The following is a 15,086-nucleotide window of genomic DNA, read 5'->3' as shown; positions in this document are numbered from 1 at the left end:
GAAAAGAAGTCCCCCATCGGTCTTAAGGATGGTATGCTTAATCCCGGAAAGGGAGGTTATCTCGTGGGAACTACCGTTTTACGCTTATCTAAAGAAAAGCAAGACCTCGTCATACAAGAGTTTAAACAAGGACAGACGAAGAGTCCACCGTATGCCCGCTTCGCCGCTAAAGTACCTGGATGTGTCATCACGATTTACAATTCTGGAAAAGTGATGTTTCAAGGAACGGAAGCTGAAACCATCGCTTCACGCTTCGGTACGGCTACACCGACTAAATCGAAGGAACCACTTGTTTCAACGTTACCAAATGGTTTCTCGGAATGGTCCGTCGCTGGCAGTGACGAAGTCGGAAAAGGCGATTTCTTCGGTCCACTCGTCGTCGTCGCTTCCTTCGTTGATCGAAAGCAGATTGCACTTCTTCACGAACTCGGTGTTCGAGACTCCAAACATCTGAACGATACCGAGATTCGTCGGATTGCTCGCGATCTCCATGCTGTCATTCCGTACACATATCGTATCCTACACAATCCAGAATACAATCAGATGCAACGAACGATGACACAAGGAAAGATGACTGCCCTGATGCATAATGATGTACTCGAGCGACTTCTTGACCAACTGGAGACGAAACCAGAAGCGATTTTGATTGATCAGTTCGCTGAAAAGACTGTTTACTACAAACACTTGTCTGGTGTCGTCAATCCCGTTCGAGAAAATGTCTACTTCTCGACCAAGGCGGAACAACTCCATGTCGCCGTCGCTGCCTCATCCATCATCGCTCGCGCCATCTTTTTGAAGGAGATGGACAAGTTGAGCGAGACAACAGGTGTCGTCATTCCGAAAGGTGCTGGTGCTAAAGTGGATCAAGTCGCCGCTTCACTGATCTTACGTTATGGAGCTGACAAACTTCGTGACTGGACGAAAGCCCATTTTGCGAATACGAAAAAGGCACAACAACTAGCCACGAAACGAAACCGACCATGACCTTAACGGAATGGTCGGTTTTTTTAAATGACGGACTCCCCTTCAGACAGTCGTTCTAATTCCGCAAGAAGTATATGTTTTTCATTAAAAGGAATCGTTTTTGTACCGATTCGTTCTACCTCATCATGACCTTTCCCGACAATGACGATTCGTTTCCCTTCGTGCGCCAGATGCGCTGCTTGTACGAGCGCTTCATGACGGGACGTATGACAACCTACTAAATGTTCACGTGGAATATCAACGATTAGCTCTTCGATGATTCGATCCGGATTCTCTGTCCTCGCATCATGGACCGTTGCGATGATGTGTTCACAATATTTGCTTGCGATCCGCCCCATCTCCGCTCGTTTCGTTCGATCACGCTCTCCAGCTGCACTTAAAACGACCGATAGCGACTCTCCGGAAGAAGTGAGTGCCTGTAAACATTTTTCTAGACCATCCGGTGTATGGGCATAATCGATATAAATCTCACAAGGTGCCCAGTCCAGTCGTTCGAGTCGTCCTTTCGGCAATTCCAGTTCTGGAATATGACGAATCAAGGTATAGAGATTGGCATCGCCTGCCCGCAACAATCCCATCGCCGCCGCTAAATTCGCTGCATTGAATTCACCTAGTAAAGCTGTCGGCACACGCGTCGTCGTCTCGTCGATCCGCACATTGACGGTGTCCGTCAACCACTCGACCGCGATCTGTGACGTCCGGTGTGGTTGCGTCGTATACCAGATGACGGGTTGTAAAGGCGCAGCTTCTCGCATGACGCGACTCCAACCATCTTCTCGATTCAAGACGATGGTCCGACCATTTGACGTAGCAACTTGTTGAAACAACAAAGCTTTCGTCTTGGCGTAATCCTCCATTGAATGATGGTAATCCAGATGATCATGCGTCAGGTTCGTAAATGCTGCCGAGTGGAAAGACACTCCCTCGACTCGACCTTCGGCTAATGCGTGAGAAGACACTTCAATGATGCAATCAGTCACGCCTTTTTCAACCATTTCATACAACAGTCGATGTAAGATGATGGCTTCAGGCGTCGTATTCGGCGTCTCAATGAGTTCCTCATCAATTCGTGCACCGACCGTGCTGATCATGCCGGCTTTTATACCTGTTGCTCGAAAGAGATCATACGCCAATTTCGTCGTCGTCGTTTTTCCATTCGTTCCGGTTACACCGTATACACGCATCTTTTGACTCGGTTGATTGTAAAAGCGATTCGCGACTTGACCTGCAAGTCGTTTCGTATCCGGCACAGTAATGACGGGAACCGGGCAATCCGGAAACGATCGTTCAGCTAAAATCGCCACAGCACCGTTTTGGATTGCCTGATTGATATAATCGTGACCATCAACCGTGTAGCCGTTGATACAGATGAATAATCCGCCAGGTCTGATTTGTCGCGAATCGGTTGCGATATTCGTGATGAGTGGATTGATTGCTTCCTTTATAGTGAATGGTAATAGTTCAGTCAGGAGCTTCGCTAGTCGATTCATGATGTACTCTTCCCTTCTTTGTCTCTTCTCTATGTCAAGATGAATTAGTCAACCGATCACATAAACAGTCGTATCCATTGTTTCAAGTAAATCAAATACTCTTTTACGGAACATACCCGCTTTAAGACTTGCTTAATCTTTTATCATGCTAGAAAATTATTCTCTTCAATGCATGAAATGAGCGTTTCTTCCCTTGCACCTCTTAATCAGCTTTGATACACTCTTAAAGTTAACTAGTTAACTAAAAGGAGAAATAGGATGCTCTATACACAAGAAGATGTACTCGGACAACTATCAAAAGTCTCACGTCTCGTAAAACGAGAGATTGATGCTACCTTGCTTCCCTACTCGTTACATACGGGTCAATGGGCACTAATAAAAGCAGTTGCATTACTACAACCTGTTTCACAAGTCCAACTGGCCGATTATCTAATCATTGAAAAACCAGCTGTGACGAAAACCGTCTCACGTCTTGAGACGCTTGGTTTCATCACTCGGATAAAAGAAGGACGAACACACTTTGTCTCATTGACACCTCTAGCCATTGAACGGTTCGACCAAATCGATGCTGCGGTCCAAGAGACCCACCAACGCTTACTCGCCTCCTTCTCCCTTACCGATCAGCAACAGCTCGGTGAGTGGATGACGCACCTACTTACTCTACATCGACAGGAGGAATCTTCATGATCGCTCGGTTATTCTCGCGTCATTACGTCATGACGCTGATCATTAACCTATTGCTCTTCATCACGTTTTATCTACTCAATGCCTCACTTCCACTACTCGCTGCTAAGCAGTTTCCGGTCTCCGCTTCAGCCCTCGGATGGATTGTGACGAGCTTCATCCTGGCAACCGTCTGTTCTCGTCCACTGATTGGTCACTGGTTAGATCGTTATGATTTAAAGCGTGTCTTAATGGTCTCTGCAAGTCTCTTTGCATTAATGAGCCTCTGCTACTTGCTTGTCTTACCACTGGAATCATTCTTCTATTTAATCGTCATCCGTGTCATCCATGGCTTTAGTTTCGGGATGCTATCTTCTTCAATTAGTCTCGCCGTTACGACATTGATTCCAAAGACACGTCAAGGAGAAGGGATGGGCTATTTCGTCCTATCGATGAACTTGGCATCCGTCCTTGGTCCCGTCATCGGTCTAACCTTCATCCAGGAAAAAGCATTCATTCTTTACTTCGTGACGGTTGCCGCCCTAGCGATCATCTCCTTCTTGTTAATGACGCGTCTGCCACTGACGAGTCAACATATCCCAAGCACGTTCGCGTTTCGTTTAAGTCAGTCTCTCTTCTTATCGCGTCCGCTTTTGTTGGTGGCGACTCTGTTGGCAGGCGTTGCGATCTCTAGTACATCTGCGTTCATTTCACTGTACACGGACTCGATCGGTCATATCGCATATGCTTCTTATTTTTATGCGCTAGTGGCTCTCGGGATGGTCGCGATTCGACCGATTGCTGGAAAACTGTTCGACCAGCGAGGAGCTGCATTCGTGTTGTTGCCATCGTATGTTCTTTATATGATGGGCTTTGTCATTCTCGGCATGTATCCTTCATTGGCTGGTTTATTGCTTGCAGCCGTCATTATTGGAGTCGGTTCTGCTTCTATCTTCCCTGGTCTTCAAACCGTTCTCTTGAACTTCGCACCTCCCGCACAGAAAGGAAAAGCCATCTCGACCTTTTTCCTTGCTTATGACACAGGTTTTGGAATCGGTGCCTTGATTCTTGCTACGGTCGCAAGCGGTATCGGCTATTCCAATATGTTCTTGTCCTGTAGTCTGATTGTTCTCGTAAGTGGTCTACTGTATTTCACCTTTACGAAACGACAAGCTGCTTCATCTGAAACAGAAGAACTTGCTTCTTGAATCTGTCGTCAAACGAAAAACAGCCGCCTTCCTCTGAAAGGAAAGCGGCTGTTTGTTTATCCTGATTATGCGCGAAGTTCCGCATTGAACGTTTCTTTCACTGCATCTACGACTCGCTGTTGCGCTGTCGTGATTTCTTCATCGACTAACGTCCGTTCTTTGTTTTGATAACGGAGGGAGAAAGCAAATGATTTTTCATTCTCTCCGACGTTCTCACCCGTGTAGACATCGAACAATTCGATCGTCTTAAGAAGTGGACCGGCTGCTTCCGTCATGACATCGATGATGGATTGCGCCGTCACTGATCGCTCGACGACGATTGCTAAGTCGCGTGTCATTGATGGGAAACGTGAGATTTCCGAGTAGACCTGCTCTTCTTTCGAACGTAGTGCCATCGCCTCTAATTCAAAGACGTACACTTCTTTTAGACCATACTGTTCTTTTGACAGACCAGGATGCACTTGACCGACGAATCCGATCGCTTCTCCGTCAAGCAAAATGCGCGCCGTCCGTCCTGGGTGCATCGATGGAATGCTCGCTGCCTCGAACGTCAACGTGATACCGACTGCAGAAGCGAGTGTCTCGACGATTCCTTTCATGACGAAGAAATCTGTTTTGACGAGCGTTCCGTGCGCACGGTGTTGTTCTGACACACCGACTGCGACGCCACCGATCATTTCTTGTTCAATCGGGAGTGTCTCAAGTGACGCATCCCGTTGCAGATAAACACTGCCGAGTTCATAAAACGCGACATCGGCATGCTGTCGTGCGACATTATGCTGCGCGACTTCAAGGAGTCCCGGAATGAGTGACGTCCGCAGTGTCGAACGTGCTTCACTGATTGGCATCGCCAGTTTGACCGGATGCAAATCTTCTCGTTCATTGAATTGCATCGCGCGTTGTTCGCTCGTCAATGAATACGTGATGGCTTGCGAAAGACCTGCTCCCTGCAATGTCCGGCGTAAATGACGACGGTGAATGTTCCGTTTTGGTAAGAAGCCACGGCTCGCTTCAGACGGTAAGCTTGAAGTCAGTGCATCATATCCGTAGAGACGAGCGACTTCTTCCGCTAAATCAGCTGGAATTTTCAAGTCTTGGCGGCGAGTCGGTACGCTGACTGTCAAGGCATCACCCGATAATTCAACACCGAGACCAAGACGTTCGAGTAACGTTTGCATGACCGTTCCTTCGATCTCCATACCAAGACGGTGATTGATGTACGAGACACTCGCTTCAATCAAGTGATCGTCAAGCTCGAGCGTTCCAGCTTGAGCGACACCAGCCTGAACCGTTCCACCCGAGAGTTCAGCAATCAAAGTTGCAGCCCGATCGAGTGCTAACAAGACACGACGTGGATCAACGCCCTTTTCGAAACGGGCACTCGAGTCCGAGCGAAGTCCAAGAACACGGCTCGTCTTCCGGACGGAAATCGGTGCGAAGTAAGCTGATTCTAAAATGATCGATGTCGTGTTTTCATCGACTTCGGTATTCGCTCCACCCATGACACCAGCAAGCGCGACCGGGTGTTCACCGTCAGTGATGACCAGCATCGAAGAATCGAGCGTCCGCTCTACTTCGTCGAGCGTCGTGAACGACTCTCCTGCGTGCGCTTGACGCACGACGATCCGTTTTCCGAGTTTTTCAGCATCAAATGAATGAAGCGGTTGACCTGTCTCGAGTAAGACGAAGTTCGTAACGTCGACGACGTTGTTGATCGGACGAATGCCGTTCGCAATCAAGCGGTTTTTTAACCAAGTCGGTGACTCTTGAATCGTCACGCCTTGAATTTCTCGTGCCGCGTAGAACGGGCAGTCCTCTGAATCAAGCGTCACGTCGACTGCCGTCGCAGTTTCTGCTTCGTTGACTTCAACGACCGGGAAAGTCGGTGTCGTATCGTAAAGCGCCGCCACTTCGTGTGCGACACCATACATGCTGAGGCAGTCCGAACGGTTCGGCGTTAATCCAAGCTCGAGGATTTCATCACGTAGACCGAGTAACTCCAAAACGTCTTGTCCTGGTGTGACTGGTTCACGGAACGTATGGATCCCGTCCTGCTCATCTTCTCGGATATATTTCTTTTCGAATCCGAGTTCTTCGAGTGAACAGATCATCCCTTCTGAGACGACACCTCGCAATTTGGCACGTTTGATTTTAATACCTGGCAGGCGAGCTCCGACGCGTGCGACGATGACATCTTGTCCGGCTTCGACGTTCGGTGCACCACACACGATTTGGACCGGTTCGTCTTGCCCGATGTCGACCGTCGTGACATTCAATTTATCTGCTTCTGGATGTTTTTCTTTCGTTAATACACGTCCGACGACGATGTTGTTCAACGCTTCATCCCGGACATCTACGCCTTCGACTTCGATTCCGCTCTTTGTAATCAAATCAGCCAAATCTTGTCCTGATGTGTGACTGACATCCACATATTCGTTCAACCATTGTTTTGAGACTAACATCTGCGTTCCCCCTTAAAACTGTTCGCTGAAGCGAACGTCATTCGTATAGAAGTGGCGAATATCATCGACACCGTATTTCAACATGGCAATCCGTTCGATACCCATTCCGAATGCGAAACCTGACATTTTCGTGCTATCATATTCGGCCATTTCGAGAACGTGAGGGTGAACCATTCCAGCGCCCAGAATTTCAATCCATCCCGTCTGTTTACAGATGTTACATCCTTTACCGCCACATTTGAAGCACGAGACGTCGACTTCGACGGACGGCTCCGTGAACGGGAAGAAACTTGGGCGTAAGCGGACTTCACGTGCTTCACCGAACATCTGCTTCGCGAAGGCTTCAAGCGTTCCTTTTAAGTCTGCCATCGAAATCGATTCTCCGACGACGAGTCCTTCGACTTGCATGAATTGGTGCGAATGTGTCGCATCATCTTCGTCTCGACGATAGACTTTACCTGGGCAGAGAATGCGGATCGGTTCTCCTTTCGAAGCGAGCATCGTCCGTGCTTGGACCGGTGACGTATGCGTTCGCATCAAAATTTCTTCCGTGATATAGAACGAGTCTTGCATGTCACGTGCCGGGTGATCCTTCGGTAAATTCAACATCTCGAAGTTGAACAGATCTTGCTCGACTTCTGGACCTTCGGCAATCGTATAACCGAGTCCGACGAAGATGTCTTCGATCTCATCCGTCACCTGTTGCAAGAGGTGCGCATGACCGACCTTTTTCGGACGTCCTGGTAACGTGACGTCAATTGCTTCCGCTGCCAGTTTCGCATCCATTTCTTGTTGTTTGACAGCTGTCAGACGTTGTTCCAATTGCTCCTGGATCGCTTGACGGACCGTATTAGCGATCTCACCGACGACTGGTCGTTCTTCCGCTGATAACTTTCCCATTCCTCGTAATACTTCTGTGATTGGTCCCTTTTTCCCGAGATACTTGACTCGGACGTCATTGAGATCTTTTTGTGTTGTTGCCTGATCGACTAATGTCAACGCTTCATCGCGTAATGCTTCTAATTGCTCGCGCATCTTTCCCACTCCTTTAGTTGAAGATATAAAAAAACGTCCCTCCGGCAAATGCCGAAGGGACGATGTAAACACCGTGGTACCACCCTTGTTTGACTTTTCAATCGAAAAGTCCTCCAATTGCGCGATAACGGGCGCATCCCGTCACGATCTCTCGTGCGACTCCGGAGTGAATTCGGTTAGCAGATTCACGAAGCAGTTTTCAGTCTACGACCGCTTCTCCCTGATTGAATCGTTCCCTAACGTACTCTGTTCCATCAACGTCCATGATGTATTCCTGATGTTCACTTTAGCATGAACGCTTGTCGGTTTCAATCCACGCTTGCAAAATGATAAAGCAAAATGCCAGCCGCTACTGCCGCATTCAATGACTCCGCTTTACCACGAATCGGGATGTAGGCACGCTCATCACAATAAGAGAGCAATTCTGGCGCAACGCCTTGTGCTTCGTTCCCGATGATCAAACCGAGTGCATCCATCGGTGCGATCGTTTGATAAGACGTCGCTCCTTCTAACGCCGTGCCAATTACCGCAATTCCTTGCTCGTGCAGTGCATTGACTGCCTCTTCGAGCGGCATGGAGATAACCGGTAGATGGAACAGCGATCCTTGCGTCGCACGGATGACTTTTCCGTTATAGACGTCAACTGTTCCCGGTCCGACGACGACACCATCGAATCCAGCTGCGTCAGCTGTCCGAATCATCGTCCCGACGTTCCCTGGATCTTGCAGACGATCGAGCAACAAATAGCGTCCTCGTTCTAATTGCGCCGAAGCTTGTTTCATCTCACAGACAGCGAAGATGCCTTGCGACGTTTCAGTCTCAGCCAGTACTTTGATGACGGCATCATCAATCGTAAAGACATCGGCATTTCGTTTCCAAGAACCGGGTACTTGATACGATTCACGCACGATCAATTCCTTGACGATTCCAGCGCGAACAGCTTCTTCAATCAAGTGTTCTCCTTCAATTAAGAAACGGTTCGTCTGCAGACGTCCTTTTTTCGTTAAGAGTTTTTTCCATTGTTTAACGATTTCGTTCTTTGCTGATGCGATGTGCTTCATTGTTTTATTACCCCTCGTAGATCGCTTGGACAGTCTCCGCATCCAGACGTTTTGTCACAGCAACGACTAGATCGACGGCTGCTTCGAAATCGGCTTTATGCATGATTGAGACATTCGTGTGCAGGTAACGAATCGGTACAGTCAATGCAAGTGATGGAACACCTGTATTCGATAAGTGGAACTTCGCTGCATCCGTTCCGCCACCTGGTGTTAAGTCCAGTTGATACTTGATATTTTCTTCTGTTGCGACTTTCGTCACGAAATCGATCAATCCACGATGTGCGATCATCGACGCATCGAACATGATGACTTGAACGCCTTCACCTAATTTCGACAATGCTTCACGATCGGTCATTCCTGGCGTGTCACCCGGGATACCTGTATCGACAGCAAAGGCGATTGATGGTTTGAGCAGGTGCGCGACAGTTTGAGCCCCACGTAATCCGACTTCTTCCTGAACAGTCGCGCCTGCGAAAATCGTGTTCGGATGTCCATCTGCTTTTAAGCGTTTGATTGCTTCGATTGCGATGGCACAACCAATCCGGTTGTCCCACGCTTTTGCCATCAAGAAGTTCTCATTTTTCATCACAGTAAATTCGCAATGTGGAACGACCGTATCACCCGGACGAATTCCCCAACCGTCGACTTCTTCTTTTGATGAAGCACCGATATCGATGAACATGTCTTTAATGTCGACCGGCTTATTGCGCGCTTCCGGTGGTAAAACATGAGGTGGTTTTGCACCGATTACACCTGGAATGACTTCACCAGATGACGTCACAATATTCATACGCTGTGCCAAGAGGACCTGACCCCACCAACCGCCGAGTGGTTGGAAACGAAGGAATCCTTTTTCATCAATCTTCGTGACCATGAATCCGACTTCATCCATGTGACCCGCAATCAATACACGTGGTGCATCTTCGCCTGCGCCTTTATGTTCAGCAAAGAGACTACCGAGACCATCTTGGTGGAATGCTTCTGCATGAGGTTCTAAATATTCACGCATGAGGCTCCGGACTTCTTTTTCGTTTCCCGGTACACCTGTTGCGTCCGTGAGACGTTTTAGCATATGTAATTGTTCGTTCATCTGATTTCCTCCTTAGTAACCGTTGTCTTGTCGCACATGGTTTGCTTCATTTTTAGAAATGTAAGCCTTGAAAATCATATCCTGTGTAAAGCCTAGTGTAGCACCTAATGCAAGGTATGCACCAATCAGAACATCATAACTTTGTTCCGTCCGCGAGATCGCAAAGACGTTCGTTTTGTTATAGACGTCTAAAAAAGCATCTGTTGCTGTCAAATAGAAGTCACCTTCAGTAAAATGACTTTTCTTGTAATCAAGTGCTAGACCTAGTGAGAGTAGAAAATGGACGCCATCGACATATTCCTCAAGAATTGTGACTTGAGCGGATGGTCCCTTCTTCGACCAGAACTTAAAGCAACGTGTCTCGTTCGCAAGTTCACCGAGTTCGACCAATAAGGCGAGCAGACGCTCGTCGAATTGATTGCCTGTCAATTGATGTTCTGACTGAATCCGTTTATCCAACTGTTCTTGCATCTCAAAAAGTGTCAACCAATCCATCTTTAATTCTCCTTCTATCTAAAAAAATCATATGACCGTCTCATCGACGTGCCTTCTTATTTTATCATTAAATCGAAAAAAACGTCGGAGAATTAAATTCCCCGACGAATTGTAGAACTTAAGCGTTCAATTTTGCTTTTGCTGTGTCAGCAAGTGAAGCAAATGCAGTTGCATCTGTAACTGCGAGGTCAGCGAGCATCTTACGGTTAACGTCGATACCTGCTAATTTAAGACCATGCATCATGCGGCTGTAAGAAAGACCGTTGATACGTGCTGCCGCATTGATCCGAGTGATCCAGAGGCGACGGAAGTCACGTTTCTTTTGACGACGGTCACGGTAAGCGTACATGAGAGATTTCATGACTTGCTGTTTCGCAACCTTGAAGAGTGTATGTTTCGAGCCGTAGTAGCCCTTAGCTAATTTGAGTTGTTTTTTACGACGTTGACGAGTCGTATATCCGCCTTTTACGCGTGGCATATAAATTCCCTCCTAAATCTGTATACGATTGGATAAATTACTTCGCGATCATGTGACGGATGCGTTTGAAGTCACCCGTAGATACCATGCTAGCTTTACGTAATTTACGTTTCGCTTTTGTTGATTTGTTACCGAACAAGTGGCTTGTGTAAGCACGACCACGTTTCAATTTGCCAGAAGCAGTACGTTTGAAACGTTTAGAAGCACCGCGGTGCGATTTCATTTTAGGCATGAGAGATTCCCTCCTACTTCGATTCGATTAGTCTTCTTTCTTAGGAGCAAGCACGAGGAACATGCTGCGTCCTTCCATCTTCGGTCTCTGTTCCACAACACCGAACTCACTTAAATCCGTTGCGAGGCGTTCGAGAACGCGTTTACCGATTTCCGAGTGAGTGATGGCACGACCGCGGAAACGAATGCTCGCTTTCACTTTGTTACCATTCTCCAAGAATTTCTTCGCATTACGGAATTTCGTTTGGAAGTCGTTCTCCTCGATCGTCGGGCTAAGACGAACTTCTTTCATCTGAATCACTTTCTGATTCTTCCGAGTTTCTTTGTCCTTCTTTTGCATCTCGAAACGGTATTTACCGTAGTCCATGATCTTACAAACTGGCGGCGTCGCTTGTGGAGCGACCATGACGAGGTCAAGTTCCGCTTCCTCTGCGAGACGTAGCGCTTCGTTGCGTGATTGGACACCTAGTTGAGCACCATCCGCTCCGATAAGACGAACTTCCCGGGCACGGATGCTTTCATTGATTAACAGATCTTTGCTAATGGTTAGCACCTCCATCGTGCATTGCACGAAAAATGAATGATAGAAAACGCTATAAAAAAAGCGTCGGCAGTTCTTCCCGCCCACACTCATAAGGAACGTCAAAGCATAGCAGTCGCTACACGTTGCGTATCTTCATGATGAACCAGTACGAGTCGTCATACATGGTGAGAAGCGGGATGCTTCTGCTTTGTTGTCATTTCACTTTGCTATCATAGCACTTGTTTTCCCGTGATGTCAAGCCGCTTTCTATGTTCTTACAGAACGTTGCTCACATACTTGATTATAATAGCAATCCTTTGACGGATAAGCAAGAAGTTTCTAACCTGTTTTTCACGGGTACACTCTTAACATGGAAAAAAAGATTCAGAACATTCGCAAGCAAAATTGTTTATTTAGAATGATTATTGTTTTATAATCAATTTAATCTTACATAAGGGGGAGAATAACAGATGACTGAAAAACGATTAACGACCAATCAAGGTGTACCAATCGGAGACAACCAGAATTCACGTACGGCTGGACGTCGCGGACCAACGTTATTAGAAGACTATCAATTAATTGAAAAGATGGCCCATTTCGACCGGGAACGTGTACCTGAGCGCGTCGTACACGCTCGTGGATTTGGTGCTCACGGTGTCTTCACTGTCAAAAACTCAATGAAAAAGTACACGAAAGCAGCGTTTTTACAAGAAGAAGGGACAGAAGTTCCTGTCTTTGCCCGCTTCTCGACTGTTATTCACGGCACGCATTCTCCAGAGACGCTCCGCGATCCACGTGGGTTCTCTGTCAAATTCTACACAGAAGAAGGAAACTGGGATTTCGTCGGGAACAATCTTCCTGTCTTCTTCATTCGTGACGCAATGAAGTTCCCGGATATGGTGCACTCGCTTAAACCAGATCCGCGCACGAACATTCAAGATCCTGACCGTTATTGGGATTTCATGACACTTCGTCCGGAATCGACGAACATGCTCATGCATCTCTTTACGGATGAAGGCATTCCTGCAAGCTACCGTAAAATGCGTGGTTCTTCCGTCCACTCATTCAAATGGGTGAACGCTCATGGCAATACGGTTTACGTCAAACTACGCTGGGTACCGAAAGCTGGTATTCATAACCTCTCAGCAGAAGAAGCAACGGAAATTCAAGGAAAAGACTTTAACCACGCTTCAAACGATACGTTCCAAGCGATTGAAGACGGAGATTATCCGGAATGGGATCTGTTCGTACAGGTACTCGATCCAGCTGACGTCGATCAGTTCGATTTCGATCCGCTTGACGCGACAAAAGATTGGTTTGAAGATGTCATTCCGTTCCAACACGTCGGTACGATGACATTGAACAAAAACGTCGACAACTACTTCGCTGAAACAGAATCTGTCGGCTTCAACCCAGGTGTCTTGATTCCAGGGATGTTACCATCTGAAGATAAGTTGTTACAAGGTCGTCTGTTCTCTTACTCAGACACACAACGCTACCGTATCGGAACGAACTACCAACAACTTCCGATCAACTGTCCGTTCGCACAAGTGAACAACTACCAACGTGATGGTGCAATGCCAGTCGGTCAGCAAACGAGTCCGGTGAACTACGAACCAAACCGTTATCAAGAAGAACCAAAAGAAACACCAGAGTATACGGAAGAAAACCAGCCGTTACTTGATGATAAACACGGTCGTCTCGAAATCGAGAAGACGAACAACTTCGGTCAAGCCGGCGAAGTATACCGTCGTTTGACAGAAGACGAGCAAGCAGCTCTTCTGAAGAACCTCGTCAGTGATCTCGAGCAGGTTCGCCATGAGAACACAGTCTTGCTCGCAATCTGCAACTTCTACCGTGCTGATGCTTCACTCGGTCAGAAACTATCAGAAGCGCTTCAAGTCGATATCGAACCGTTCTTGCAACAAATGCGTTCGTAATATGACAGACACAAGCACCCTCGACGCTAGTCTTGGGTGCTTTTTTGTGTCTTAGTATGGAATGAAATCGTAGCGTTCTGCCGTCTTGTACGTGAACTCATTAAGTTTCTTGAATAAGACGATTTGATCGAGGCCAACCTGCTTGACTGTATTTTGTTGCATATAACGTTTTTGCTCTGCCGTGAACGTATTATAGATCGGAGCATAGCCATTGCTTTGGAACGGTTGCATTTGAATCGCCCGATCTGCGTCTTCAAATCGATTGTAGCGAATCGTTCCTCCGACAACTCCTCTACCGAGAATCGTCATCGCTTTTCCATCCGCCCGGTGCACGTTTCGAATCGTATTATAACGGACCGTTGGATTCTTCCAGTTCATCATCGAAATCGCATAATCCTTTGTTCCATCAATCGTATTTTTTTCGATCCGCACATTCGTGTGTAATCGATTTTCTGTATATTGATGTGTGCCAATTGCCACGTTGATGTTACGAAACAGGTTATTGCGAATCGTGATATCTGCATTCGGAGTTCCATCTTGTTTCGACCACTTCCAGTTGAACCCCTTTGTGATTGGGTCTGGTGTATCGAGATTAATCGATTCATTCGGACCTGTATTCGGTATCATGACGGCGTCGACGAATTTCATGTTTTCGATGACTGCCTTTTTCGTCGCATCAAGTTCCATTGCATGTGAACCCTTTTGATTCCGTACTGTGATGCCACCAATATACAAGTTTTGATTATGAGCAATAGCGAACGCTGAACCACGCGTATATCGATTCAAGTCGATTTGTGCATTCCCTTTTCCGATGATTTTAACGTTTTGTGAGCCATCATACTTTCCGACCTTTTTGTTCAAACGCAATACGGATGGAGCAACAAGATCAAATACACTGGTCGTTGAACTAATCTTCGTCGTTCCTGTCTCCGTCGTCTTCTTGATGATGACGCCATCTTCCAAGATCACCGTCGTATTGGACGGAATACCGACACGTAGTGGAGACAGATATGTTCCTTTCGTCAAGACGAGTGTCCCGCCCCCCTCTTTTTCAAGACGTTCCAAATAAGAGCGCATCGTATAATGGTTGCGCGTCTTTGCGTTATAAGTCGTATATTTACGAATCGTCGGGTCAATCGCTTCTGTTTTTGGTGTGATCCGGTACGTCTTTTTAGTCGTCGCCGCATCCGCTTCACCCGGATGAATACCGATTACCAATGAAGAGGTGATGAGAACAGCAAGAGTCGTCTGTTTCATTTTTTGTAACTTCCTTCCCATCCTTCAAAACATTCCATCCAATGAAGGTTTATTATAGCATTTATCCAATTAAAGGAAAAATAATTTTCGGTTATGTTGAATAGATTCAGCTGAATGATCTACCTTTGTCATCGGCATGCCGCTTCCTTCTTTTAAGTATCACATCACA

At 47.0% G+C, this 15,086-nt stretch carries 14 protein-coding genes; 4 read left to right on the top strand and 10 right to left on the bottom strand.

Annotated elements, in window-relative coordinates; translation table 11 throughout:
• Nucleotides 1-63 precede the first annotated feature (63 nt).
• Complete coding sequence (gene rnhC / locus KNQ06_RS03075) at nucleotides 64-984, top strand: ribonuclease HIII (protein WP_149427699.1); 921 nt, start codon at nucleotides 64-66, stop codon at nucleotides 982-984.
• 23 nt (nucleotides 985-1,007) lie between these two features.
• On the opposite strand, the gene KNQ06_RS03070 is transcribed toward rnhC, so the two are convergent.
• A complete protein-coding gene (locus tag KNQ06_RS03070) occupies nucleotides 1,008-2,474 on the bottom strand; it encodes a UDP-N-acetylmuramoyl-L-alanyl-D-glutamate--2,6-diaminopimelate ligase (RefSeq protein ID WP_149427700.1) in 1,467 nt (488 codons plus the stop codon).
• Between the two features lie 258 nt (nucleotides 2,475-2,732).
• Here KNQ06_RS03070 and KNQ06_RS03065 point away from each other — a divergent pair, with 258 nt between their 5' ends.
• Complete coding sequence (locus tag KNQ06_RS03065; protein ID WP_023469008.1) at nucleotides 2,733-3,161, top strand: MarR family winged helix-turn-helix transcriptional regulator; 429 nt, start codon at nucleotides 2,733-2,735, stop codon at nucleotides 3,159-3,161.
• The gene (locus tag KNQ06_RS03060) at nucleotides 3,158-4,345 is read left to right on the top strand and encodes an MFS transporter (protein ID WP_215147310.1); all 1,188 of its coding nucleotides are present in this window, start codon (nucleotides 3,158-3,160) and stop codon (nucleotides 4,343-4,345) included. The genes KNQ06_RS03065 and KNQ06_RS03060 overlap by 4 nt, the downstream gene beginning before the upstream one ends.
• A 65-nt stretch (nucleotides 4,346-4,410) precedes the next feature.
• Here the strand turns inward: KNQ06_RS03060 and pheT are convergent, their stop codons facing one another.
• The 8 genes from pheT to infC form a co-directional block, all read right to left on the bottom strand.
• Complete coding sequence (gene pheT / locus KNQ06_RS03055) at nucleotides 4,411-6,807, bottom strand: phenylalanine--tRNA ligase subunit beta (RefSeq protein WP_149427702.1); 2,397 nt, start codon at nucleotides 6,805-6,807, stop codon at nucleotides 4,411-4,413.
• Nucleotides 6,808-6,819: 12 nt separating this feature from the next.
• A complete protein-coding gene (gene pheS / locus KNQ06_RS03050; protein ID WP_035396564.1) occupies nucleotides 6,820-7,842 on the bottom strand; it encodes a phenylalanine--tRNA ligase subunit alpha in 1,023 nt (340 codons plus the stop codon).
• Between the two features lie 308 nt (nucleotides 7,843-8,150).
• Complete coding sequence (locus KNQ06_RS03045) at nucleotides 8,151-8,936, bottom strand: TrmH family RNA methyltransferase (protein ID WP_369792088.1); 786 nt, start codon at nucleotides 8,934-8,936, stop codon at nucleotides 8,151-8,153.
• On the bottom strand, nucleotides 8,911-9,993 hold the full coding sequence (locus tag KNQ06_RS03040; protein ID WP_064299521.1) for a M42 family metallopeptidase: 1,083 nt from the start codon (nucleotides 9,991-9,993) through the stop codon (nucleotides 8,911-8,913). Before KNQ06_RS03040 ends, KNQ06_RS03045 begins: the two co-directional genes overlap by 26 nt.
• A 12-nt stretch (nucleotides 9,994-10,005) precedes the next feature.
• Nucleotides 10,006-10,488 (bottom strand): dUTP diphosphatase, encoded by a 483-nt coding sequence (locus KNQ06_RS03035; RefSeq protein WP_023469014.1) that lies wholly within the window; start codon nucleotides 10,486-10,488, stop codon nucleotides 10,006-10,008.
• A gap of 118 nt (nucleotides 10,489-10,606) precedes the next feature.
• Complete coding sequence (rplT, locus tag KNQ06_RS03030; protein WP_012371057.1) at nucleotides 10,607-10,966, bottom strand: 50S ribosomal protein L20; 360 nt, start codon at nucleotides 10,964-10,966, stop codon at nucleotides 10,607-10,609.
• 37 nt (nucleotides 10,967-11,003) lie between these two features.
• Nucleotides 11,004-11,198: a 50S ribosomal protein L35 gene (gene rpmI / locus KNQ06_RS03025; RefSeq protein ID WP_023469015.1), complete on the bottom strand. Its 195-nt coding sequence runs from the start codon at nucleotides 11,196-11,198 to the stop codon at nucleotides 11,004-11,006.
• A 27-nt stretch (nucleotides 11,199-11,225) separates the two neighbouring features.
• A complete protein-coding gene (gene infC / locus KNQ06_RS03020) occupies nucleotides 11,226-11,756 on the bottom strand; it encodes a translation initiation factor IF-3 (RefSeq protein WP_029342318.1) in 531 nt (176 codons plus the stop codon).
• Between the two features lie 434 nt (nucleotides 11,757-12,190).
• On the opposite strand from infC, the gene KNQ06_RS03015 reads away from it, so the two are divergent.
• Nucleotides 12,191-13,660, top strand: coding sequence for a catalase (locus tag KNQ06_RS03015; protein WP_215147308.1), 1,470 nt, complete (start codon nucleotides 12,191-12,193; stop codon nucleotides 13,658-13,660).
• 51 nt (nucleotides 13,661-13,711) lie between these two features.
• Here KNQ06_RS03015 and KNQ06_RS03010 read toward each other — a convergent pair whose 3' ends face one another.
• Nucleotides 13,712-14,917 carry a glycoside hydrolase family protein gene (locus tag KNQ06_RS03010; protein WP_214723784.1) on the bottom strand — a complete coding sequence of 402 codons (1,206 nt, stop codon included), beginning with the start codon at nucleotides 14,915-14,917 and terminating at the stop codon, nucleotides 13,712-13,714.
• Between the last annotated feature and the right edge of the window lie 169 nt (nucleotides 14,918-15,086).

It is taken from the genome of Exiguobacterium sp. s91 (assembly GCF_018618915.1).
GTDB classification, from domain to species: Bacteria; Bacillota; Bacilli; order Exiguobacteriales; family Exiguobacteriaceae; genus Exiguobacterium_A; species Exiguobacterium_A abrahamii.
Note: the sequence above shows the minus strand (reverse complement) of the source record. Positions and strands in the feature narration are given on the sequence as shown.

Bases quoted from the DNA above. Each gene is read 5' to 3' on its own strand.
- KNQ06_RS03070 (WP_149427700.1), bottom strand. From the start codon at position 2,474: ATGAATCGACTAGCGAAGCTCCTGACTGAACTATTACCATTCACTATA.
- KNQ06_RS03065 (WP_023469008.1), top strand. From the start codon at position 2,733: ATGCTCTATACACAAGAAGATGTACTCGGACAACTATCAAAAGTCTCA.
- KNQ06_RS03060 (WP_215147310.1), top strand. From the start codon at position 3,158: ATGATCGCTCGGTTATTCTCGCGTCATTACGTCATGACGCTGATCATT.
- pheT (WP_149427702.1), bottom strand. From the start codon at position 6,807: ATGTTAGTCTCAAAACAATGGTTGAACGAATATGTGGATGTCAGTCAC.
- pheS (WP_035396564.1), bottom strand. From the start codon at position 7,842: ATGCGCGAGCAATTAGAAGCATTACGCGATGAAGCGTTGACATTAGTC.
- KNQ06_RS03040 (WP_064299521.1), bottom strand. From the start codon at position 9,993: ATGAACGAACAATTACATATGCTAAAACGTCTCACGGACGCAACAGGT.
- KNQ06_RS03035 (WP_023469014.1), bottom strand. From the start codon at position 10,488: ATGGATTGGTTGACACTTTTTGAGATGCAAGAACAGTTGGATAAACGG.
- rplT (WP_012371057.1), bottom strand. From the start codon at position 10,966: ATGCCACGCGTAAAAGGCGGATATACGACTCGTCAACGTCGTAAAAAA.
- rpmI (WP_023469015.1), bottom strand. From the start codon at position 11,198: ATGCCTAAAATGAAATCGCACCGCGGTGCTTCTAAACGTTTCAAACGT.
- infC (WP_029342318.1), bottom strand. From the start codon at position 11,756: ATGGAGGTGCTAACCATTAGCAAAGATCTGTTAATCAATGAAAGCATC.
- KNQ06_RS03015 (WP_215147308.1), top strand. From the start codon at position 12,191: ATGACTGAAAAACGATTAACGACCAATCAAGGTGTACCAATCGGAGAC.
- KNQ06_RS03010 (WP_214723784.1), bottom strand. From the start codon at position 14,917: ATGAAACAGACGACTCTTGCTGTTCTCATCACCTCTTCATTGGTAATC.